This is a genomic window from Escherichia coli DSM 30083 = JCM 1649 = ATCC 11775, from assembly GCF_003697165.2.
GTDB classification, from domain to species: domain Bacteria; phylum Pseudomonadota; class Gammaproteobacteria; order Enterobacterales; family Enterobacteriaceae; genus Escherichia; species Escherichia coli.
Genome location: NZ_CP033092.2, coordinates 3014572 through 3035185, shown reverse-complemented (window position 1 = coordinate 3035185; position 20614 = coordinate 3014572). Strand labels below are relative to the sequence as shown.

The following is a 20614-nucleotide window of genomic DNA, read 5'->3' as shown; positions in this document are numbered from 1 at the left end:
TTTGCCACCTGTGCAATATTACTTCAGACGGTCTGCGAGATAACGCTGATAATCGGGGATCAGAATATCGACCGCGTCGTTAAAATGCGGTGACTGGATAATGAAGTCTGCCGTTGCCACGTTGGTGGCGACCGGAATGTTCCATACCGTTGCCAGACGCAGCAAGGCTTTCACGTCAGGATCGTGCGGCACGGCATTTAGTGGGTCCCAGAAGAAAATCAATACATCAATTTTCCCTTCTGAGATCAATGCGCCAACCTGCTGGTCACCCCCCATTGGGCCACTCAACATCGCGTTGACGTTCATGCCGGTCGCGCGGGAAATTAAGTTACCGGTAGTGCCTGTTGCATACAGTACGTGTTGTTCCAGTAACGGTTGATGCCGTTCCACCCAGCTCATCAGCATTTGTTTGCAGTGATCGTGTGCCACCAGCGCAATATGTTTCCGCGAAGGTAAAGTGCGAGTCGTCAGTTCCATAATGTACATCCGTAGTTAACTTTCCTACAGATTACTGTAAGTACTTATCGCTGCAAGATAAAGACTGAAAAAGCCTGCGCACAGGCACAAAAATCTCAGGAGGATGGTTGTTTTTCCGCCCATTGCAGGAAAGTATTTCGCGTTTGTGGGTCAGCCAGTTTAAACCAATACTTCAGCCGTTGTTCTGTGAGCACCTGAGACTGCGGCGGAATAGCATCCAGCTCGGAAACACCCGAAAGCAGCGTACTGTCATCTGCCATCATCGTGGCAAATTGCGGTAGTGAAGCGCGTTTCGCGGATTTGTTATAGCGTTCAACCTCGACCTCATAATCAATCGTTTTTGCAGTTGAGGTAATGGCGAGAATATCCAGCTTTACCGGAATCGGCGTCGCATCGCCATCCAACAATTCAAGGCGCGGCGCGGCATCAAAATGGTTAGCTTCCCGCTCATTCTCCAGGCGAGGCAGGCGAAAATTGACCTGGTTGATGAGCTGGGTATTAAAACTAACCACCAGTGGAGGGGAGATATAGAGCCGTTCTTCACTATTGGAAAGATGAATCGTCTTCTCAACGCGAAACACTAACTGATGCGGTCCATTGTCCAGTTCAATGCTGTCCGCACCGCGCAGCAGAGAGCTGGAAACCTTCTTACCGTCGAGTACCAGAAGATCGACATCAGTAGAAAGCCGCAGCGTGGTGGCAAAAACGGATACCGGCAAACATAATGCAATCAAGGTGGTCACGATGCCGGTTTTCATAGATAGCTCCTGTTAAAAGACCGCCCGAATAATAATGTGTCAAAATTTTTCTTTAATCATACTTACTAACATATAGACATATTTCCCGCTTTTGCTCTCATTCATTCGTATTAGCTGCATGGTTGGCATGTCGGCTTTGTCGTACACTTTGTTAAACAGTCTGGAGGAAATAATGAAAGAAACCGATATTGCAGGCATTTTAACGTCCACTCACACCATTGCGCTGGTGGGGGCAAGCGACAAACCCGATCGTCCCAGCTATCGCGTGATGAAATATCTACTCGACCAGGGGTATCACGTCATTCCTGTTTCGCCAAAAGTTGCCGGCAAAACACTGCTGGGCCAGCAGGGGTATGGCACGCTGGCAGACGTTCCGGAAAAAGTCGATATGGTCGATGTTTTCCGTAATTCAGAAGCGGCGTGGGGCGTGGCGCAGGAAGCTATCGCCATTGGCGCGAAAACCCTCTGGATGCAACTGGGGGTGATTAATGAGCAAGCGGCAGTGCTGGCGCGTGATGCAGGGCTAAACGTGGTGATGGATCGCTGCCCGGCGATTGAGATCCCTCGCCTGGGCCTGGCCAAATAAAAAATCCCCGGAAGGCAAAAACCTTCCGGGGATTTGTTCAGGGATTAGTTACGCAGACGCGGGGCCTGGAGTTGTTTGCGGATGGTCTGCGCCAGCTCATCCATGGATGGCTGTTCAGGATGTTCATCCTGCAATTCGCTACTTAGCTGGGCTTCAGCCAGGTAGGTATGAACCGGTAGGCCGTTATCATCCTCCATCACCACGTGATACCACGGAGCGGCGCGAAGCTCGTCATTCACCGCCAGCTCATCAGGCGACGGTTCAGAGAGCGAATAAACCGGGTCGATATCCACGACCACTCCGAGATAACCTAACAGGGAATGGCGGACCTGCTGGCCGATACCGAATTTGCTGGCAATCATAGTCACCTCCCGGGAAATCTTTACCTTTGATATAAGGGTAAAATTCCACATTTCAAGTTACATGACGCGACAGGCAAACCCTTTCAGATATAGCCCTTCCGGGTAGGTAGCGATCACCGGATGATCGGCTGCCTGACGGAACTGCTCTATAAATTGTACATCACGACCGGCATCAATTGCGGCATCCGCGATGATTTTCTGAAATAAATCGCTGGTCATCAGACCGGAACAGGAGAAAGTCAGGAGAATACCGCCTTCATTCAGCAACTGAATCGCCAGCATGTTGATGTCTTTATAACCACGACACGCGCCCATCAACTGGCTTTTATTCTCAACAAACTTCGGCGGGTCCATCACGATAACATCAAATTTTTCACCGCGATCGCGATAAGTACGCAGCAATTTAAAGACATCATCACGGACAAACTCTGCCTTGCTCAGATCCAGTTTGTTCAGCTCAACGTTCTGCCGTGCAATATCCAGCGCTTCGTGGGAGGTATCAACGCTGACAACCTGGCTGCAACCGCCCATCAATGCCGATACGGCGAAACCACCGGTATAGGAAAAACAGTTAAGTACGCGTTTATTTTCGACGTAGCGGCGGGTAGCCAGGCGGCTGTCACGCTGGTCCAGGTAGTAGCCCGTTTTGTGTCCGTGCTGAATATCCACCAGCAGTTTCATGCCGTGTTCTTCAATCGGCAGCAGGGCAGGCGGCAACTCGCCGGTGATGGGGCCCTGAGTCAGCTCCATCCCTTCTTTTTTACGTACCGCGACGTCGCTGCGATCGTAAATAGCACATTCCGGGTACAGCGTTTGCAGGGCACTAATTAATGCCGCGCGCTGATACTCTGCGCCAGCACTCAGCAGTTGCAGCACCAGAAAATTACCGAAACGATCGATAGTAATACCCGGCAGGCCATCAGATTCTCCGGCGATTAAACGATAGCTGTCGAGGCCATCTTTTTGCGCCAGCCAGTCACGCCATTTTTGTGCTTGCTGTAAACGGCGGGTAAAAAAAGCAATGTCGATAGACTCAGACGGGTCAAACGTCCAGACGCGCGCCCGGATTTGCGAAGCTGGCGAATAAGCGCCGCGTGCTAACCATTTTCCCTGATGATCAACAATATCGATGGTTTCACCGAGGCTGGCTTTACCTTCCATGCGGGCAACGGCCCCGGAAAAGACCCACGGATGGCGACGAAGTAATGATTTTTCGCGCCCTTTGGCTAACACTAAACGTACACTCATAATTTACTTTTCTGTCGATGCAAAGAAATGGGCGTCATTGTCCGGAGTTTTCCATGGATTTGCAACGCGTCCATTAAGGATAAGGAGAGCAGCAATGTCGAAAGTCTGCATAATTGCCTGGATTTACGGGCGAGTTCAGGGCGTAGGATTCCGCTACACCACGCAGTACGAAGCGAAAAAACTGGGACTAACCGGGTACGCCAAAAATCTTGACGATGGCAGCGTGGAAGTGGTTGCCTGCGGTGACGAAGGGCAGGTGGAAAAATTAATACAGTGGTTAAAAAGTGGCGGCCCGCGTTCAGCGCGTGTGGAACGGGTGCTTAGCGAGCCGCATCATCCCTCCGGGGAGTTAACGGATTTTCGTATCCGTTAAATGCATTTTACCGGTTTAGGCAGGCCAGCAATTTTGGTGGCTTGCTTTGCCGGACCTTTCGGAAACAGTCGGTATAAATAGCGGCTGTTACCTTTTTCTTCGCCAAATTTATTCGCCATCGCTTTTACCAGCATACGAATCGCCGGAGAAGTATTGAATTCCAGATAGAAATCACGCACAAAACGCACCACTTCCCAGTGTTCTGGCGACAGCGCAATCCCTTCGTTCTCTGCAATCACCACCGCCAGTGGTTCACTCCACTGGCTGCTTTCTTTGAGATAGCCTTCGGTATCCGTTTCTATCTCTTTACCTTCGAAGATCAGCATAATTCTTTACTACCTTAATCAGACTGGCGGCAGTGTAACAAAAAACAAAGCCCCGCATAAAGCGAGGCTCGGTAAGTAACCCTGGGCGAGATTAATCGCGGCTGGCGAAGCCCAGAATGCTCAGCAGGCTGACGAAGATGTTGTACAGCGAAACATACAGGCTAACCGTGGCACGAATATAGTTCGTTTCACCGCCATGAATGATGTTGCTGGTTTCAAACAAAATAGCGCCAGAGGAGATCAGAATGAAGACCGCGCTGATCGCCAGATGCAGGGCAGGCAGCTGCAGGAAGATATTAGCAACCATACCAATCAGCACCACCACAATACCCGCCATCAGCATACCGCCAAGGAACGACATATCTTTGCGGGTGGTCAGCACATACGCAGAGCAGCAGAAGAACACCAACGCCGTTCCGCCCAGTGCCATAGCGATTACGTCACCCATTCCAGCAGACAGGTAGGTGTTCAGAATTGGTCCGAGGATATATCCCAGAAAACCGGTAAAGGCGAATGCGGAGATAATCCCGGTCGGCTTATTCGCCGTTTTGTAGGTCAGGAACATCAAACCATACATACCCACCAGCGTCAGAATCAGACCCGGAGATGGCAGCATCAGCACCGTACTGGCAGTTGCGGTAATCGCCGAAAAGGCCAGCGTCAGGCTCAGCAGAAAATAGGTATTACGCAGCACCTTATGGGTGCTAAGCAGCGATGTACGGTCATGTGAAGAACTAACTATACGATCCATTGAGTCACTCTCTATGACAGATGTAATTAATTAAGCAGCATAATGATAATGTGGGAAGGTACACAGAAGTTTTACCCATCTTTACGCATTTGATCTGGAACAGGTTTAACAGCGGATTATCAGGTCATTAAGCAAATATAACGCCCTGAGAATTTCGACAGGCAAAAGAAAAAGGGGTTAGCATTTAGCTAACCCCTTATCTTATTTGGCGGAAGCGCAGAGATTCGAACTCTGGAACCCTTTCGGGTCGCCGGTTTTCAAGACCGGTGCCTTCAACCGCTCGGCCACACTTCCGGAATGACGCGCACTATAAACATCCCGATGCGGCGTGTAAACCCCTAATTTGTTTGTTTGCCTGAAAAACAGCCAAAAGTGCATTGTTAGCGTGAAATAACAGCAGACTGATCATTTCATCACCATGAATTCCTTCTCTTTTACTCGTTTAGCAACCGGCTAAACATCCCCACTGCCCGGCAAAAAGAAAAATAGGTCCATTTTTATCGCTAAAAGATAAATCCACACAGTTTGTATTGTTTTGTGCAAAAGTTTCACTACGCTTTATTAACAATACTTTCTGGCGACGTGCGCCAGTGCAGAAGGATGAGCTTTCGTTTTCAGCATCTCACGTGAAGCGATGGTTTGCCTTGCTACAGGGACGTCGCTTGCCGACCATGTGCGCCCGGTGTCCTGCCGGTGTCGCAAGGAGAAGAGACGTGCGATATGAATAACGAGGAAACATTTTACCAGGCCATGCGGCGTCAGGGCGTTACCCGGCGCAGCTTTCTCAAATATTGTAGTCTGGCTGCCACGTCGCTGGGATTAGGCGCGGGAATGGCACCAAAGATTGCCTGGGCGCTGGAGAATAAACCGCGCATTCCGGTGGTGTGGATCCACGGTCTTGAATGCACCTGCTGTACCGAATCTTTTATCCGCTCCGCTCACCCACTGGCGAAGGACGTCATCCTTTCCCTGATTTCCCTCGATTACGACGATACTTTGATGGCTGCCGCCGGAACCCAGGCGGAAGAAGTCTTTGAAGACATCATCGCGCAATACAATGGCAAATATATCCTCGCCGTTGAAGGTAATCCGCCGCTGGGCGAGCAGGGGATGTTCTGTATCAGCAGCGGACGACCGTTTATTGAGAAACTCAAGCGTGCCGCCGCTGGAGCCAGTGCGATTATCGCCTGGGGAACCTGCGCGTCCTGGGGCTGCGTGCAGGCCGCGCGACCTAATCCGACGCAGGCAACGCCTATCGACAAAGTCATCACCGACAAACCCATTATCAAAGTACCTGGCTGCCCGCCGATCCCGGATGTGATGAGCGCCATCATTACTTACATGGTGACGTTTGATCGTCTGCCGGATGTCGACAGAATGGGCCGTCCACTGATGTTTTATGGTCAGCGTATCCACGATAAATGCTATCGCCGTGCTCACTTCGACGCCGGAGAGTTCGTCCAGAGTTGGGATGATGACGCTGCCCGCAAAGGTTACTGCCTGTACAAAATGGGCTGCAAAGGGCCTACCACCTATAACGCCTGTTCCTCCACACGCTGGAACGATGGCGTTTCCTTCCCGATCCAGTCAGGTCACGGCTGCCTGGGTTGTGCGGAAAATGGTTTCTGGGATCGCGGTTCGTTCTACAGCCGCGTGGTCGATATTCCACAAATGGGTACCCATTCCACCGCCGACACCGTCGGTTTAACCGCGCTTGGCGTGGTGGCAGCGGCTGTTGGTGTGCACGCAGCCGCCAGCGCCGTTGACCAGCGCAGACGTCATAACCAGCAACCTACAGAAACCGAACATCAGCCAGGCAATGAGGATAAACAGGCATGAGCACTCAGTACGAAACTCAGGGATACACCATCAACAATGCCGGACGCCGCCTGGTGGTCGACCCGATTACGCGCATTGAAGGCCACATGCGCTGCGAAGTGAATATTAACGATCAGAATGTGATCACCAATGCCGTCTCCTGCGGCACCATGTTTCGCGGGCTGGAGATCATCCTGCAAGGGCGTGACCCGCGCGATGCGTGGGCGTTCGTTGAACGTATCTGCGGCGTCTGTACTGGCGTACACGCCCTGGCTTCGGTTTACGCCATCGAAGATGCCATCGGTATTAAAGTGCCGGACAACGCCAATATCATCCGCAACATTATGCTGGCAACGCTCTGGTGCCACGATCATCTGGTGCACTTCTATCAGCTTGCCGGGATGGACTGGATCGATGTGTTAGATGCGCTGAAAGCCGACCCGCGGAAAACCTCCGAACTGGCGCAAAGCCTCTCCTCATGGCCGAAATCATCCCCTGGCTATTTCTTCGACGTACAAAACCGCCTGAAGAAATTCGTTGAAGGCGGGCAGTTGGGGATCTTCCGCAATGGCTACTGGGGGCACCCGCAGTACAAACTGCCGCCAGAAGCCAACCTGATGGGCTTTGCCCACTATCTCGAAGCTCTCGATTTCCAGCGTGAAATTGTCAAAATCCACGCGGTCTTTGGTGGTAAAAACCCGCATCCAAACTGGATTGTCGGCGGGATGCCTTGCGCCATTAACATTGACGAAAGCGGCGCAGTCGGGGCGGTCAATATGGAACGCCTGAACCTGGTGCAGTCGATCATTACCCGTACGGCGGACTTCATTAACAACGTGATGATCCCCGACGCCTTAGCCATCGGCCAGTTCAACAAACCGTGGAGCGAAATCGGCACGGGTCTTTCTGATAAATGTGTCCTCAGCTACGGCGCATTCCCGGATATTGCCAACGACTTTAGTGAGAAAAGTCTGCTGATGCCTGGCGGCGCGGTGATTAACGGCGACTTCAACAATGTGCTGCCAGTGGATTTGGTTGATCCGCAGCAGGTGCAGGAGTTTGTCGACCACGCCTGGTATCGTTATCCCAACGATCAGGTGGGGCGTCATCCGTTCGATGGCATTACCGACCCGTGGTACAACCCCGGCGATGTCAAAGGCAGCGATACCAACATTCAGCAGCTGAATGAACAGGAACGCTACTCGTGGATCAAAGCGCCACGCTGGCGCGGTAACGCGATGGAAGTGGGGCCGCTGGCACGCACGTTAATCGCTTATCACAAAGGCGATGCTGCGACCGTTGAGTCGGTCGATCGTATGATGTCGGCGTTGAAACTGCCGCTTTCCGGCATCCAGTCAACGTTGGGCCGCATTTTGTGTCGCGCGCACGAAGCGCAGTGGGCCGCAGGTAAGTTGCAGTATTTCTTCGATAAACTGATGACCAACCTGAAAAACGGCAATCTTGCCACCGCTTCCACGGAAAAATGGGAACCAGCAACCTGGCCGACAGAGTGCCGTGGTGTCGGTTTTACCGAAGCACCGCGCGGGGCGTTAGGCCACTGGGCTGCCATTCGCGATGGCAAGATTGATCTCTATCAGTGCGTGGTGCCGACCACCTGGAACGCCAGCCCGCGCGATCCCAAAGGGCAGATTGGCGCTTATGAAGCGGCGCTGATGAACACCAAAATGGCGATCCCCGAGCAACCGCTGGAGATCCTGCGTACTCTGCACAGCTTTGACCCGTGCCTCGCCTGTTCAACACACGTGCTGGGCGACGACGGTAGCGAGCTTATCTCCGTGCAGGTGCGTTAACAGCGAAGGAGAATCATCATGCAACAGAAAAGCGACAACGTTGTCAGTCACTATGTCTTTGAAGCACCCGTGCGGATATGGCACTGGCTGACAGTGTTATGCATGGCGGTGTTGATGGTCACCGGTTACTTTATCGGCAAGCCGCTACCTTCCGTCAGCGGCGAGGCGACGTATCTGTTCTATATGGGCTACATCAGGTTAATTCACTTCAGCGCCGGGATGATTTTTACCGTGGTCTTGCTGATGCGGATCTACTGGGCTTTTGTTGGCAATCATTACTCCCGCGAGCTGTTTATCGTGCCGGTATGGCGTAAAAGCTGGTGGCAGGGCGTGTGGTATGAAATCCGCTGGTATCTGTTTCTGGCAAAACGTCCGAGTGCCGATATAGGCCATAACCCCATCGCCCAGGCGGCGATGTTCGGCTATTTCCTGATGTCAGTTTTTATGATCATCACCGGCTTTGCGCTGTACAGCGAACACAGCCAGTACGCTATTTTTGCGCCGTTCCGTTATGTGGTGGAATTTTTCTACTGGACGGGCGGCAACTCAATGGACATTCACAGCTGGCATCGGCTGGGGATGTGGCTGATTGGCGCGTTTGTGATCGGTCATGTCTACATGGCGCTGCGTGAAGACATCATGTCCGACGACACGGTGATCTCCACTATGGTCAACGGCTACCGTAGCCACAAATTTGGCAAAATAAGTAACAAGGAGCGTTCATGAGCGAGCAACGCGTGGTGGTAATGGGGCTGGGCAACCTGCTGTGGGCCGATGAAGGCTTCGGCGTGCGGGTGGCGGAACGGCTGTATGCCCATTACCACTGGCCCGAGGATGTGGAGATTGTCGATGGCGGCACCCAAGGACTGAACTTGCTGGGGTATGTCGAAAGCGCCGGTCATCTGTTGATTCTCGATGCCATTGATTACGGGCTGGAACCCGGAACGCTACGAACGTATGCCGGAGAACGCATTCCGGCTTATCTCAGCGCGAAGAAAATGAGCCTGCACCAGAACAGTTTCTCCGAAGTGCTGGCGCTGGCAGATATCCGCGGACATCTGCCAGCACATATTGCCCTCGTCGGTCTGCAACCCGCGATGCTCGACGACTACGGCGGCAGCCTGAGCGAACTGGCGCGGGAGCAACTGCCCGCTGCGGAACAGGCGGCGCTGGCGCAGCTGGCTGCGTGGGGAATTGTGCCGCAACCGGCTAATGAATCGCGCTGTCTCAATTATGACTGTCTGTCGATGGAAAATTACGAAGGCGTTCGCTTGCGTCAGTACAGGATGAGGCTGGAGGAACAGGGATGAGCAACGACACACCATTTAATGCGTTGTGGCAACGAATGCTGGCACGTGGCTGGACGCCGGTCAGTGAATGCCGTCTTGACGACTGGCTTACGCAAGCGCCAGACGGCGTGGTGTTATTAAGCAGTGACCCGAAACGCACGCCAGAAGTCAGCGATAACCCGGTAATGATTGGCGAATTACTGCGCGAATTTCCCGACTATACATGGCAGGTAGCGATTGCTGATCTTGAGCAGAGCGAAGCCATCGGCGATCGCTTTGGCGTCTTTCGCTTTCCCGCCACATTAGTGTTTACCGGCGGAAACTATCGCGGCGTGCTGAATGGTATTCACCCGTGGGCGGAACTGATAAACCTGATGCGCGGGCTTGTCGAACCGCAACAGGAGCGTGCTTCATGAGCGAAACTTTTTTCCATCTGCTGGGGCCAGGAACGCAACCGAACGATGACAGTTTCAGCATGAATCCACTGCCGATCACCTGTCGGGTGAATGGTGAACCGAGTATGGCGGCCCTGGAGCAATGTGCTCACAGCCCGCAGGTGATTGCGCTGTTAAACGAGTTACAACATCAACTAAGCGAACGCCAGCCGCCGCTGGGTGAGGTACTGGCAGTCGATCTGTTAAATCTCAACGCCGACGATCGTCACTTTATCAATACGCTTCTCGGGGAAGGGGAAGTGTCAGTGCGCATTCAGCAGGCTGACGACAGTGAAAGTGAAATTCAGGAGGCGATCTTCTGCGGATTATGGCGGGTACGCAGACGTCACGGCGAACAGTTGCTGGAAGACAAACTGGAGGCTGGCTGCGCACCGCTGGCGTTGTGGCAGGCGGCAACGCAAAACGTCTTGCCGACAGATTCGCTGTTACCGCCGCCCATTGATGGCCTGATGAATGGCCTACCGTTGGCCCATGAATTACTGGCACATGTACGTAACCCCGACGCGCAGCCGCACAGCATTAATATGACGCAATTACCCATCAGCGAAGCTGACCGGCTTTTTCTCTCACGTCTCTGTGGGCCGGGAAATATTCAGATTCGTACCATTGGCTATGGCGAGAGCTATATCAACGCCACGGGGTTACGCCATGTCTGGCATTTACGCTGTACGGACACCTTAAAAGGCCCGTTACTGGAAAGTTATGAAATCTGCCCAATACCGGAAGTGGTGCTGGCAGCGCCAGAAGATTTGGTCGACTCTGCGCAGCGGCTTAGCGAGGTATGCCAGTGGCTGGCGGAGGGGGCACCGACGTAAAAAGACGGTAAGTATCGCTTTCAGGCTTATGAATATCGCAATCGGCGAATACCTCTGGTCGTAGAGTTTCAGGATAAAGAGGGAGATCTACCATTAACGGGTTATTTTTCTCTCTTCGCCTACAGGAGTGCGCATGTGGGATGTCATTGATTTATCGCGCTGGCAGTTTGCTCTGACCGCGCTGTATCACTTTTTATTTGTACCCCTTACCTTGGGGCTGATTTTTTTGCTGGCTATCATGGAAACCATTTACGTGGTCACCGGCAAAACAATCTACCGCGATATGACGCGCTTCTGGGGTAAGCTCTTCGGTATCAACTTTGCTCTTGGCGTGGCTACCGGCCTGACCATGGAGTTTCAGTTTGGTACTAACTGGTCATTCTATTCCAACTATGTGGGCGATATTTTTGGCGCACCGCTGGCGATGGAAGCATTAATGGCCTTCTTCCTCGAATCCACCTTTGTCGGGCTGTTCTTCTTCGGCTGGCAGCGGCTGAATAAATACCAGCACCTGCTGGTGACGTGGCTGGTGGCGTTCGGTTCAAATCTCTCTGCGTTGTGGATATTGAATGCCAACGGTTGGATGCAATACCCGACCGGTGCGCATTTTGATATCGACACCCTGCGTATGGAGATGACCAGTTTCAGCGAGCTGGTCTTTAACCCGGTCAGCCAGGTGAAATTTGTGCACACCGTAATGGCGGGATACGTGACCGGGGCTATGTTTATTATGGCGATCAGCGCCTGGTATTTACTGCGCGGACGGGAGCGCGATGTCGCATTACGCTCGTTTGCCATCGGTTCCGTCTTCGGTACTCTGGCGATTATCAGTACGCTGCAACTCGGAGACAGTTCTGCGTATGAAGTCGCGCAAGTACAACCGGTAAAACTGGCGGCGATGGAAGGGGAGTGGCAAACAGAACCTGCACCTGCACCGTTCCATGTGGTTGCCTGGCCGGAACAGGATCAAGAGCGTAACGCCTTTGCCATCAAAATTCCCGCGCTGCTAGGGATCCTCGCCACTCACTCATTAGATAAACCCGTGCCGGGTCTGAAGAATTTGATGGCTGAAACCTACCCACGCTTGCAACGCGGACGTATGGCGTGGCTGTTAATGCAGGAAATATCGCAAGGCAATCGTGAGCCGCATGTGTTGCAGGCATTCCGGGAGCTGGAAGGCGACCTGGGTTACGGCATGTTGCTCTCCCGCTATGCACCGGATATGAATCATGTCACAGCCGCACAGTACCAGGCGGCGATGCGTGGCGCGATACCTCAGGTTGCGCCGGTATTCTGGAGTTTCCGCATCATGGTGGGCTGTGGTTCCCTGCTGCTACTGGTGATGCTGATTGCGCTTGTTCAGACGCTGCGTGGCAAAATCGACCAGCATCGCTGGGTGCTGAAAATGGCGCTCTGGAGTTTGCCGCTGCCGTGGATTGCGATTGAAGCCGGATGGTTTATGACCGAGTTTGGTCGTCAGCCGTGGGCGATACAAGACATCTTACCGACATACTCCGCGCACTCCGCCTTAACCACAGGACAACTGGCTTTCTCACTGATCATGATCGTAGGGCTTTACACCCTGTTCTTAATCGCCGAAGTCTACCTGATGCAGAAATATGCCCGTCTGGGGCCGAGCGCGATGCAGAGTGAACAACCGACGCAGCAACAGGGGTAAAGGAGAAAATCATGTTTGATTATGAAACATTGCGCTTCATCTGGTGGCTGCTGATTGGCGTGATCCTGGTGGTCTTTATGATCTCCGACGGATTTGACATGGGGATCGGCTGTCTGCTGCCGCTGGTGGCGCGTAATGATGATGAACGTCGGATAGTGATAAACAGCGTTGGCGCGCACTGGGAAGGCAATCAGGTCTGGTTGATCCTCGCAGGTGGGGCATTATTTGCCGCCTGGCCCAGAGTGTATGCAGCGGCGTTTTCCGGCTTTTATGTGGCGATGATTCTGGTGCTGTGCTCGCTGTTCTTCCGCCCGCTGGCCTTTGATTATCGCGGAAAAATCGCCGATGCACGCTGGCGTAAAATGTGGGATGCCGGACTGGTCATCGGCAGTCTGGTGCCGCCGGTAGTCTTCGGTATTGCATTCGGCAACTTGCTACTCGGCGTGCCGTTTGCTTTCACACCGCAATTACGCGTGGAATATCTCGGCAGCTTCTGGCAACTGCTGACGCCATTCCCTTTATTGTGTGGATTGCTCAGTCTTGGGATGGTGATTTTGCAAGGTGGCGTCTGGTTACAACTGAAAACTGTTGGTGTGATTCATCTGCGTTCACAGCTGGCGACCAAACGCGCCGCACTACTGGTGATGCTGTGCTTTTTGCTGGCGGGTTACTGGCTGTGGGTTGGTATTGATGGCTTTGTACTGCTCGCCCAGGATGCTAACGGTCCTTCCAATCCGTTAATGAAACTGGTGGCAGTGCTACCTGGTGCCTGGATGAATAATTTCGTCGAATCGCCCGTTTTGTGGATCTTCCCGCTGCTGGGGTTCTTCTGCCCATTGCTGACGGTGATGGCGATTTATCGTGGTCGCCCGGGTTGGGGATTTTTGATGGCGTCATTGATGCAATTTGGCGTGATTTTCACGGCAGGCATCACGCTGTTCCCCTTTGTCATGCCGTCAAGCGTGAGTCCGATCTCCAGCCTGACGTTGTGGGACAGCACTTCCAGTCAGCTGACGCTGAGCATTATGTTGGTAATCGTGCTGATATTTTTGCCCATTGTGTTGCTCTACACTCTCTGGAGCTACTACAAAATGTGGGGGCGCATGACGACAGAAACTCTCCGCCGTAACGAAAACGAGCTGTACTAAGGAGCAGGAACAATGTGGTATTTACTTTGGTTCGTCGGCATTTTGTTGATGTGTTCGCTCTCCACCCTTGTGTTGGTATGGCTGGACCCGCGTCTGAAAAGTTAACGAAGGTAAGCCTGATGAGGCGCATTAGCGTCGCATCAGGCAATCAATAATGTCGGATATGAAAAGCGGAAACATATCGATGAAAGCGATCTTGATCCCATTCTTATCTCTTCTGATTCCGTTAACACCGAAATTTGCATTCGCTCAGAGTGAGCCGGAGCTGAAGCTGGAAAGTGTGGTGATTGTCAGTCGTCACGGTGTGCGTGCACCAACCAAGGCCACGCAACTGATGCAGGATGTCACCCCTGACGCATGGCCAACCTGGCCGGTAAAACTGGGTTGGCTGACACCGCGCGGTGGTGAGCTAATCGCTTATCTCGGACATTACCAACGCCAGCGTCTGGTGGCCGACGGATTGCTGGCAAAAGAGGGCTGCCCGCAGCCAGGTCAGGTCGCGGTTATTGCTGATGTCGACGAACGTACCCGTAAAACAGGCGAAGCCTTCGCCGCCGGGCTGGCACCTGACTGTGCAATAACCGTACATACCCAGGCAGATACGTCCAGTCCCGATCCGTTATTTAATCCTCTAAAAACTGGCGTTTGCCAACTGGATAACGCGAATGTGACTGACGCGATCCTCAGCAGGGCAGGAGGGTCAATTGCTGACTTTACCGGGCATCGGCAAACGGCGTTTCGCGAACTGGAACGGGTGCTTAATTTCCCGCAATCAAACTTGTGCCTTAACCGTAAGAAACAGGACGAAAGCTGTTCATTAACGCAGGCATTACCATCGGAACTCAAGGTGAGCGCCGACAATGTCTCATTAACCGGTGCGGTAAGCCTCGCATCAATGCTGACGGAGATATTTCTCCTGCAACAAGCACAGGGAATGCCGGAGCCGGGGTGGGGAAGGATCACCGATTCACACCAGTGGAACACCTTGCTAAGTCTACATAACGCGCAGTTTTATTTGCTGCAACGCACACCAGAGGTTGCCCGCAGTCGCGCCACCCCGTTATTGGATTTGATCATGACAGCGTTGGCGCCCCATCCACCGCAAAAACAGGTGTATGGTGTGACATTACCCACTTCAGTGCTGTTTATCGCCGGACACGATACTAATCTGGCAAATCTCGGCGGCGCACTGGAGCTCAACTGGACGCTTCCAGGTCAGCCGGATAACACGCCGCCAGGTGGTGAACTAGTGTTTGAACGCTGGCGTCGGCTCAGCGATAACAGCCAGTGGATTCAGGTTTCGCTGGTCTTCCAGACTTTACAGCAGATGCGTGATAAAACGCCGCTGTCATTAAATACGCCGCCCGGAGAGGTGAAACTGACCCTGGCAGGATGTGAAGAGCGAAATGCGCGGGGCATGTGTTCGTTGGCCGGTTTTACGCAAATCGTGAATGAAGCACGCATACCAGCGTGCGCTCTCCATCAAGACAAATAAACATTTGCCGCTGTTGGTCCACGCAGGCCATTTACGCGGCAAAATTCCACGCGTAATCCTGGTATAAGCACTTCTGCGTCGCGGGGAGTGAATGCGGAAATATGGACCTGGACTTCTTTACGACCGTCGGAGGGGATAATGAATCCTTTGCCGCTTTTGCGATCAAAGGTTTTGACAATTCCTGTCATTTTACGGGACAAACAAATTCCTTACTGAAAATACTGCGCTGCACTATACGGGGTTAATAAAATAAAGCCAGCGATATTTAAGACCGCCGGACGGCTAAAATAAAATTTGCTTAATCTCAATTATCATGCGTTAATAGCTGCGTCGGTTTGAAAGACAGACAGCATACAAAGTAGTTTACTAAAGCAGTTCTCATTATCAGGCATTATCCCCTTCTTTTGAGTCTCTCTCCTGAACACTAAGTAGTTTCTGTATTAAAGCCCTGTTTGCCGAAAGGCCCAAAATGAAGGAAGTAAAATATGTCTAATAAAATGACTGGTTTAGTAAAATGGTTTAACGCAGATAAAGGTTTTGGCTTTATCACTCCTGATGATGGCAGCAAAGACGTTTTCGTCCATTTCACTGCCATCCAGAGCAATGAATTCCGCACGCTGAACGAAAATCAGAAAGTTGAATTTTCTATTGAGCAGGGGCAACGTGGTCCCGCGGCAGCGAACGTTGTTACGCTCTAAGGTTGCCGTTATTACTCAACATCTCCATTTCCGCTGTCCATGTTGCCATGGTTCACAGTACCGCACATCGGCATTCGATGTGACGGAGCGAAATCCTTTAGGAGCAAAGTGCATTTTTTGTAAATCGACGATGATCACCTTTGATAACGTCGCGCTGCAAATACGCACTGACCATGCGCCGCTGGATTTCACAAAATAATATCAGGCTCCCTCGTGGAGCCTTTTTTATATCTGCCTTATTTTTCTTCAATGCTGTATGTATAGTAAGCGATAACCTGTTGATTATTGAATCTTTCGGGGAGATGGCTTATAACATTTCTTACCTGACCAGGGTACCGGGAACCAACACCTTACTGGCGTGTTGCTGTCTTTTAAGACCAGAAGAGGTTAACAGTGAATATTGAAGAGTTAAAAAAACAAGCCGAAACGGAAATCGCCGACTTTATCGCGCAAAAAATCGCCGAGCTGAACAAGAATACAGGGAAAGAAGTCTCTGAAATTCGCTTCACCGCACGAGAAAAAATGACCGGGCTTGAAAGTTATGATGTCAAAATCAAAATAATGTGATTTTGTGAACATCACCCCGTGCGAGGTGATGTTCCGCTTGTTGCTAATTTAGTGACCAATCATTGGCGATTGCGGAATTAAGCGTTGGTACAATTCCTCCGGCACCGGGCTTTGCCATACTCCCGCATACATTGCGTAACCAGTTGCCGCAAACATAATCCCCATAACCAGTAGCGTCATTAACCAGCCAGACAACGCAAAGGCTTTTTTATTTGCCGCAGGTTTTTGCAGTGAAAAGGTCAATGTTGAGGCTACCGGACATGACTCTACGCAAGTCATACAGCCGGTACATTCCACTGTTCGTACCTGAGTTAATTTATCGACCGGGATCCGTGATGGGCAACTTTTTGCGCATTTGCCACAATCGATACAACTTTCGGCATTGCGACGAATCTTAAACGGCGATAATAGCGAAACCACGCTCATCAGCGCGCCATATGGGCAAAGATAACGACACCAGGCATGGCGAATAAACAGGCTGGCAATCAGCAAAACGATCATGCTGATTAATGTCGCGGTCCCCATATGACGAAAGAAATCGAGCATTTTAACGTCCATCACCACGCTGTAGGGCGACAACATAAAATAGTGAATCGCCTGAGCGGGCATCAATAACGCGATATAGAGAAAAAAACTCAACAGCAAATATTTCACGCCGCGCAGAGGAATATCCAGCCAGCGGGGAAGGACAAATTGCCGACCAAACAGTTTGTTACCGAGATCGCCGATTAATTCCGAAAGCGTACCAACCGGGCATAACCATGAACAAAAGGCCTTTTTGAGTAATAGACTGATGACGATAAAAGCGACCAATAACAGCATCGCGGCGGCGTGGACGGACGGTAACTGACCTGTTGCAAGGCTATATTTCAGATTCATCAGACCGGCAATCGGTAGCCAGCCTTCGATACCTCCCGGTCTGGTGACAAATGTCGTACTACCTGCCGTTTCGTAATAGCGCACCCAATACCAGAACGTGATGGCAATATAAATATTAATTGCCAACAGTAATAATTGCGTCGCTTTACGCCAGGTCGTGGCATTGCGCCAGTCATTCCACGGTAATTTGCCGCCCGTCGTGCCTGGCCGCCGCTGCCAGCGGGTTCTTTTTTTCTCTGCCATGATTTTGCCAGTCCGTTAAGTTGCATACCAAATGCCACTATTCTAGTTGTTCTTAACTGGCTGATATTGATTCAAATCGCGTTCAGGTCTTTCTTATTAACCATGCTTCCAGAGCGGCAACACTGCGTGTAATTTCTTCGTGTGGAAGGGGGGCAGATAATGGCTGCTGCTCCAGTTGTGCGCATTGCTGGCTGGCGCTACGCATTCCCAGACTCGAGCAACTGCTTTTTAGCTGATGTGCGGCACGCTTTATTTTCTCGTTATCCTGACTGGCGCGGGCAATGTCGATTTCATCGAGAAGCGGCAGGGCATGTTGTTTAAATAATATCAGCCATTCGTGGATCTTCTCCGCCCCCATTAAATGAGCATCTTCATTGAGTTGCGATACATCCAGTGGTTGATCGTTATTGACTTGCAGTTGGAGATAGTGCGCCAGTAATTGACCGAGCACTTCACGCGGCACCGGTTTAGGGATAATCCCGCGAAATAGCGAGCTGGTACGCTGTCGCAGTGTTTCGTCAATGACATGGGCGCTAAAGCCAATCAAAACCAGTGACGGATATTGCTGTGCCAGTTGCCGGGCAAGGGTAATGCCGTCGATATCCGGCAGATCAAAATCCACCAGTGCGGCAGCAAACGGTTCGCTATTTTGCAATGCCTCTATTGCCTGCGCGGCATTTCCTACTGCAACGACCTGCGCACCACTGGTGTTCAGCATTTCGACAGTAATTCGCTGGGTGAGCGGGTTATCTTCAATTAACAGCAAACGCAAATCGTCCAGACGTACCGCCTGATTGACTGTTTTGGGCACGGGTGCAGTGGCAATACGTAACGGCAAGCGTAAACAAAAACAGCTTCCAACCTCCGGCGTGCTGGTGGCGCTCAGTTCGCCGCCCATCGCCTGGGCCAGACGGCTACTGATAGTCAGCCCCAGCCCGGTTCCGCCGCGTTTGCTGCTTACCTGAACAAATGGCTGGAAGATTTCTGCCAGTTTCGCGGGATCAATACCGCAACCGCTGTCTTCCACTTCGACCAGCCATTGTTCGCCATCAGTGCGACTACGCAGGATAATGTGCCCTTCGTCGGTGAAACGCAGGGCGTTGCTCAACAGGTTGGTGATGACCTGACGAATACGCCGCGGATCGCCCATTAACGCAGTCGGTACATCGTCGGCAATTTCTGTTGCCAGGCGAATCGGGCGACCTTTCACCCTTCCGCTCATTAATTGCAGGGTACTTTCCAGCAGCGGGCGCGGTTCAAAGGGTTCATCGCTGACCGAAACATTCTTGCCGCCTGCTTCGATAGCCGAATAATCGAGAATATCGTTGAGGATGGTCAGCAACGATTCACCAGAGTCGGTAATCGCCCGCAAATCATCGCGCTGGGCGTTAAGTGCGGGGTTATCTGCCAGCAGCTGTGCGGTGCCGAGAATACCGTACAGCGGTGTGCGGATCTCATGGCTCATCGCCGCCAGAAACGCCGATTTTGCCTGGCTGGCTTTTTCTGCTTCCGCCCGTGCCTGTCGGTGTTCTATCACCAGTTCCTGCAATTCAGCTGTACGCGCTTTGACCTGCGCCGCCAGCTGTTCGCGGTGGCGATTCAGTGCATGAACACTGCTGCGAAACGCATCCATCAGCCGCCCGATGGTATCCAGTTCCCGTACGCCAGCGGTTTCCGGGAAAGGGGAGTCGATATCACCATCCAGCAAGCGTTGCAGCGCCTGCGTTTGTTCTGCAAGAGGGCGCGTGACTGAGCGATAAACCACGCGCCAGAGGATCAGAATCAGTGCGCAAAGAGAAACTAATCCCAGCAATAACAGGCTGTATTGCCCGCGTGCACTGGCTTTTTCCAGATGTGCCAGCCCGTGCTGATTACGCAGCTCAATGGTGTCGACCAGCTGACTGACTTCGCTACTAAACTGCGCGAACTGGGCGATGTTATTTTGGGCGAGAGTTTGCAGGTGATTGCTGATTTCACTGTCCTGCTGATACAGCGCCAGCAAATCGCTATATTGGCTAACGGTAGTTAACGTTGTTGCTACCTGAGTACGAACACCCGGATCTTCAATGCGTATTTGCCGACGTTGCAGAATTTTCACCGCATTATTGAGCTGCTTTTCCAGCGTTGGCGCATTTTTCTGGATCTGTTCCAGCCCCAGATTCATCACCATTTGCTGCACCCGCAGGGCGCTAAGGCGCAGTTCATTCATCTGGTTAACATACTCAAGATCGATATCAATCAGCCGATCGAGTGCACTTTCTGCGGCCTGACGCTGATGTTGTTCGATCAAATCGTAAATCCCGGCCTGGGTCGCTCCGGCGGAGGTTGCCGCATTATTCGCCTGACCTTGCGCCAGGCGTGCGATCTCATCGGCGGCGGCGACTATCTGCTGACTGAGTTGCTGTTGTTGCTGGCGCAGTTGCAAACGCTGCCCCACCAGTTCCCCTTGCTGACGTAACGAACGGGAGATCTCCTGCTCCTGTTGTTCAATAGCGGTGGTGTCAAAACCTTGTTCCCGTAACGCTTGCAGCAACGCATTAATCTTCAGGCTTTGTGCGGTGAGCATTCGCCCCTGCGCCTGCCACATCTTTTCGTTATCGGCACTGGTCAGGTTCTGCGCGGCGAAAAGTTCCCAGGCGCTGGCTTCGCTCAACTGGCGCGCCATATTCATGGTAGGAATCAATGCCTGAGTGTTGTCTTTTTCCACCTGGCTGATAAAGCGCAGGTTGTACCATCCCACCAGGGTACTGGTCAGGGTTAACAGCGCCATCAGGGCAAAGCCCATCCAGAGTCTTCGGGTCAGGGTTAAATTCACGGTCGGTGCACTTTAGGTGAAA

General features: G+C 52.1%; 24 protein-coding genes, 1 tRNA gene and 1 pseudogene. 16 read left to right on the top strand and 10 right to left on the bottom strand.

Annotated features, from left to right (window positions below; all coding sequences use genetic code 11):
- Window positions 1-18: 18 nt before the first annotated feature.
- Together mgsA and csgI are read right to left on the bottom strand one after the other, a co-directional pair.
- A complete protein-coding gene (mgsA, locus tag EAS44_RS16080) occupies window positions 19-477 on the bottom strand; it encodes a methylglyoxal synthase (protein ID WP_001295939.1) in 459 nt (152 codons plus the stop codon).
- A 95-nt stretch (window positions 478-572) separates the two neighbouring features.
- Window positions 573-1235, bottom strand: a complete 663-nt coding sequence (gene csgI, locus EAS44_RS16075) for a DUF2057 family protein (protein ID WP_000847791.1) — start codon at window positions 1233-1235, stop codon at window positions 573-575.
- Between the two features lie 172 nt (window positions 1236-1407).
- Between csgI and yccU the strand changes: the two genes are divergently transcribed.
- Window positions 1408-1821: a CoA-binding protein gene (gene yccU, locus EAS44_RS16070; RefSeq protein ID WP_000665217.1), complete on the top strand. Its 414-nt coding sequence runs from the start codon at window positions 1408-1410 to the stop codon at window positions 1819-1821.
- Between the two features lie 44 nt (window positions 1822-1865).
- On the opposite strand, the gene hspQ is transcribed toward yccU, so the two are convergent.
- Both hspQ and rlmI read right to left on the bottom strand, forming a co-directional pair.
- Window positions 1866-2183 (bottom strand): heat shock protein HspQ, encoded by a 318-nt coding sequence (gene hspQ / locus EAS44_RS16065; protein WP_001295356.1) that lies wholly within the window; start codon window positions 2181-2183, stop codon window positions 1866-1868.
- A 57-nt stretch (window positions 2184-2240) separates the two neighbouring features.
- Window positions 2241-3431, bottom strand: a complete 1191-nt coding sequence (gene rlmI / locus EAS44_RS16060) for a 23S rRNA (cytosine(1962)-C(5))-methyltransferase RlmI (protein ID WP_000116315.1) — start codon at window positions 3429-3431, stop codon at window positions 2241-2243.
- A 94-nt stretch (window positions 3432-3525) separates the two neighbouring features.
- Between rlmI and yccX the strand changes: the two genes are divergently transcribed.
- Window positions 3526-3804: an acylphosphatase gene (gene yccX / locus EAS44_RS16055; protein WP_000048217.1), complete on the top strand. Its 279-nt coding sequence runs from the start codon at window positions 3526-3528 to the stop codon at window positions 3802-3804.
- Here yccX and tusE read toward each other — a convergent pair.
- From tusE to EAS44_RS16040, 3 genes are all read right to left on the bottom strand, one after another.
- The gene (gene tusE, locus EAS44_RS16050) at window positions 3801-4130 is read right to left on the bottom strand and encodes a sulfurtransferase TusE (RefSeq protein ID WP_000904439.1); all 330 of its coding nucleotides are present in this window, start codon (window positions 4128-4130) and stop codon (window positions 3801-3803) included. The genes yccX and tusE overlap by 4 nt on opposite strands.
- Before the next feature lie 91 nt (window positions 4131-4221).
- On the bottom strand, window positions 4222-4881 hold the full coding sequence (gene yccA / locus EAS44_RS16045) for an FtsH protease modulator YccA (protein ID WP_000375136.1): 660 nt from the start codon (window positions 4879-4881) through the stop codon (window positions 4222-4224).
- 206 nt (window positions 4882-5087) lie between these two features.
- Window positions 5088-5175 (bottom strand) — tRNA-Ser (locus EAS44_RS16040).
- 426 nt (window positions 5176-5601) lie between these two features.
- Between EAS44_RS16040 and hyaA the strand changes: the two genes are divergently transcribed.
- The 10 genes from hyaA to appA all read left to right on the top strand — a co-directional run bounded on the left by hyaA (window position 5602) and on the right by appA (window position 15390).
- On the top strand, window positions 5602-6720 hold the full coding sequence (hyaA, locus tag EAS44_RS16035) for a hydrogenase 1 small subunit (protein ID WP_001331914.1): 1119 nt from the start codon (window positions 5602-5604) through the stop codon (window positions 6718-6720).
- A complete protein-coding gene (gene hyaB, locus EAS44_RS16030) occupies window positions 6717-8510 on the top strand; it encodes a Ni/Fe-hydrogenase large subunit (protein ID WP_000107398.1) in 1794 nt (597 codons plus the stop codon). The genes hyaA and hyaB overlap by 4 nt, the downstream gene beginning before the upstream one ends.
- A gap of 18 nt (window positions 8511-8528) precedes the next feature.
- Entirely contained in the window at window positions 8529-9236 is a 708-nt protein-coding gene (gene hyaC / locus EAS44_RS16025; protein WP_001186410.1) for a Ni/Fe-hydrogenase b-type cytochrome subunit, read from the top strand.
- A complete protein-coding gene (gene hyaD, locus EAS44_RS16020; protein ID WP_000003636.1) occupies window positions 9233-9820 on the top strand; it encodes a hydrogenase 1 maturation protease in 588 nt (195 codons plus the stop codon). Before hyaC ends, hyaD begins: the two co-directional genes overlap by 4 nt.
- Complete coding sequence (gene hyaE / locus EAS44_RS16015) at window positions 9817-10215, top strand: hydrogenase-1 operon protein HyaE (RefSeq protein WP_000063990.1); 399 nt, start codon at window positions 9817-9819, stop codon at window positions 10213-10215. The genes hyaD and hyaE overlap by 4 nt, the downstream gene beginning before the upstream one ends.
- Window positions 10212-11069, top strand: coding sequence for a hydrogenase expression/formation protein (gene hyaF, locus EAS44_RS16010; protein ID WP_000004932.1), 858 nt, complete (start codon window positions 10212-10214; stop codon window positions 11067-11069). Before hyaE ends, hyaF begins: the two co-directional genes overlap by 4 nt.
- Before the next feature lie 133 nt (window positions 11070-11202).
- Window positions 11203-12747 (top strand): cytochrome bd-II oxidase subunit 1, encoded by a 1545-nt coding sequence (gene appC, locus EAS44_RS16005; RefSeq protein WP_000263578.1) that lies wholly within the window; start codon window positions 11203-11205, stop codon window positions 12745-12747.
- 11 nt (window positions 12748-12758) lie between these two features.
- Window positions 12759-13895: a cytochrome d ubiquinol oxidase subunit II gene (appB, locus tag EAS44_RS16000; RefSeq protein WP_000460803.1), complete on the top strand. Its 1137-nt coding sequence runs from the start codon at window positions 12759-12761 to the stop codon at window positions 13893-13895.
- Between the two features lie 12 nt (window positions 13896-13907).
- A complete protein-coding gene (gene cbdX / locus EAS44_RS15995; protein WP_000270305.1) occupies window positions 13908-14000 on the top strand; it encodes a cytochrome bd-II oxidase subunit CbdX in 93 nt (30 codons plus the stop codon).
- Between the two features lie 79 nt (window positions 14001-14079).
- Window positions 14080-15390 (top strand): bifunctional acid phosphatase/4-phytase, encoded by a 1311-nt coding sequence (appA, locus tag EAS44_RS15990; protein ID WP_001350586.1) that lies wholly within the window; start codon window positions 14080-14082, stop codon window positions 15388-15390.
- Here appA and cspH read toward each other — a convergent pair.
- On the bottom strand, window positions 15378-15590 hold the full coding sequence (cspH, locus tag EAS44_RS15985) for a cold shock-like protein CspH (RefSeq protein ID WP_000087763.1): 213 nt from the start codon (window positions 15588-15590) through the stop codon (window positions 15378-15380). The genes appA and cspH overlap by 13 nt on opposite strands.
- Before the next feature lie 285 nt (window positions 15591-15875).
- Here cspH and cspG point away from each other — a divergent pair, with 285 nt between their 5' ends.
- The 4 genes from cspG to gnsA are packed head-to-tail and all read left to right on the top strand — an operon-like array spanning window position 15876 to window position 16655.
- On the top strand, window positions 15876-16088 hold the full coding sequence (gene cspG, locus EAS44_RS15980) for a cold shock protein CspG (RefSeq protein WP_000066490.1): 213 nt from the start codon (window positions 15876-15878) through the stop codon (window positions 16086-16088).
- A gap of 10 nt (window positions 16089-16098) precedes the next feature.
- Window positions 16099-16287 (top strand): cold-shock protein, encoded by a 189-nt coding sequence (gene ymcF, locus EAS44_RS15975; protein ID WP_071524879.1) that lies wholly within the window; start codon window positions 16099-16101, stop codon window positions 16285-16287.
- A complete protein-coding gene (ymcE, locus tag EAS44_RS15970) occupies window positions 16262-16492 on the top strand; it encodes a protein YmcE (RefSeq protein WP_001309400.1) in 231 nt (76 codons plus the stop codon). The genes ymcF and ymcE overlap by 26 nt, the downstream gene beginning before the upstream one ends.
- Window positions 16482-16655 (top strand): GnsA/GnsB family addiction module toxin, encoded by a 174-nt coding sequence (gene gnsA, locus EAS44_RS15965; protein ID WP_001019197.1) that lies wholly within the window; start codon window positions 16482-16484, stop codon window positions 16653-16655. Before ymcE ends, gnsA begins: the two co-directional genes overlap by 11 nt.
- A gap of 48 nt (window positions 16656-16703) precedes the next feature.
- Here the strand turns inward: gnsA and yccM are convergent, their stop codons facing one another.
- Both yccM and torS read right to left on the bottom strand, forming a co-directional pair.
- Complete coding sequence (yccM, locus tag EAS44_RS15960) at window positions 16704-17777, bottom strand: 4Fe-4S binding protein (protein ID WP_000818464.1); 1074 nt, start codon at window positions 17775-17777, stop codon at window positions 16704-16706.
- 71 nt (window positions 17778-17848) lie between these two features.
- Window positions 17849-20592: pseudogene (gene torS / locus EAS44_RS15955) on the bottom strand (TMAO reductase system sensor histidine kinase/response regulator TorS).
- Between the last annotated feature and the right edge of the window lie 22 nt (window positions 20593-20614).

What these genes read in the sequence shown, in the direction of transcription:
- mgsA (WP_001295939.1), bottom strand. Translation starts at nt 477, where the DNA reads ATGGAACTGACGACTCGCACTTTACCTTCGCGGAAACATATTGCGCTG.
- csgI (WP_000847791.1), bottom strand. Translation starts at nt 1,235, where the DNA reads ATGAAAACCGGCATCGTGACCACCTTGATTGCATTATGTTTGCCGGTA.
- yccU (WP_000665217.1), top strand. Translation starts at nt 1,408, where the DNA reads ATGAAAGAAACCGATATTGCAGGCATTTTAACGTCCACTCACACCATT.
- hspQ (WP_001295356.1), bottom strand. Translation starts at nt 2,183, where the DNA reads ATGATTGCCAGCAAATTCGGTATCGGCCAGCAGGTCCGCCATTCCCTG.
- rlmI (WP_000116315.1), bottom strand. Translation starts at nt 3,431, where the DNA reads ATGAGTGTACGTTTAGTGTTAGCCAAAGGGCGCGAAAAATCATTACTT.
- yccX (WP_000048217.1), top strand. Translation starts at nt 3,526, where the DNA reads ATGTCGAAAGTCTGCATAATTGCCTGGATTTACGGGCGAGTTCAGGGC.
- tusE (WP_000904439.1), bottom strand. Translation starts at nt 4,130, where the DNA reads ATGCTGATCTTCGAAGGTAAAGAGATAGAAACGGATACCGAAGGCTAT.
- yccA (WP_000375136.1), bottom strand. Translation starts at nt 4,881, where the DNA reads ATGGATCGTATAGTTAGTTCTTCACATGACCGTACATCGCTGCTTAGC.
- hyaA (WP_001331914.1), top strand. Translation starts at nt 5,602, where the DNA reads ATGAATAACGAGGAAACATTTTACCAGGCCATGCGGCGTCAGGGCGTT.
- hyaB (WP_000107398.1), top strand. Translation starts at nt 6,717, where the DNA reads ATGAGCACTCAGTACGAAACTCAGGGATACACCATCAACAATGCCGGA.
- hyaC (WP_001186410.1), top strand. Translation starts at nt 8,529, where the DNA reads ATGCAACAGAAAAGCGACAACGTTGTCAGTCACTATGTCTTTGAAGCA.
- hyaD (WP_000003636.1), top strand. Translation starts at nt 9,233, where the DNA reads ATGAGCGAGCAACGCGTGGTGGTAATGGGGCTGGGCAACCTGCTGTGG.
- hyaE (WP_000063990.1), top strand. Translation starts at nt 9,817, where the DNA reads ATGAGCAACGACACACCATTTAATGCGTTGTGGCAACGAATGCTGGCA.
- hyaF (WP_000004932.1), top strand. Translation starts at nt 10,212, where the DNA reads ATGAGCGAAACTTTTTTCCATCTGCTGGGGCCAGGAACGCAACCGAAC.
- appC (WP_000263578.1), top strand. Translation starts at nt 11,203, where the DNA reads ATGTGGGATGTCATTGATTTATCGCGCTGGCAGTTTGCTCTGACCGCG.
- appB (WP_000460803.1), top strand. Translation starts at nt 12,759, where the DNA reads ATGTTTGATTATGAAACATTGCGCTTCATCTGGTGGCTGCTGATTGGC.
- cbdX (WP_000270305.1), top strand. Translation starts at nt 13,908, where the DNA reads ATGTGGTATTTACTTTGGTTCGTCGGCATTTTGTTGATGTGTTCGCTC.
- appA (WP_001350586.1), top strand. Translation starts at nt 14,080, where the DNA reads ATGAAAGCGATCTTGATCCCATTCTTATCTCTTCTGATTCCGTTAACA.
- cspG (WP_000066490.1), top strand. Translation starts at nt 15,876, where the DNA reads ATGTCTAATAAAATGACTGGTTTAGTAAAATGGTTTAACGCAGATAAA.
- ymcE (WP_001309400.1), top strand. Translation starts at nt 16,262, where the DNA reads ATGCGCCGCTGGATTTCACAAAATAATATCAGGCTCCCTCGTGGAGCC.
- yccM (WP_000818464.1), bottom strand. Translation starts at nt 17,777, where the DNA reads ATGGCAGAGAAAAAAAGAACCCGCTGGCAGCGGCGGCCAGGCACGACG.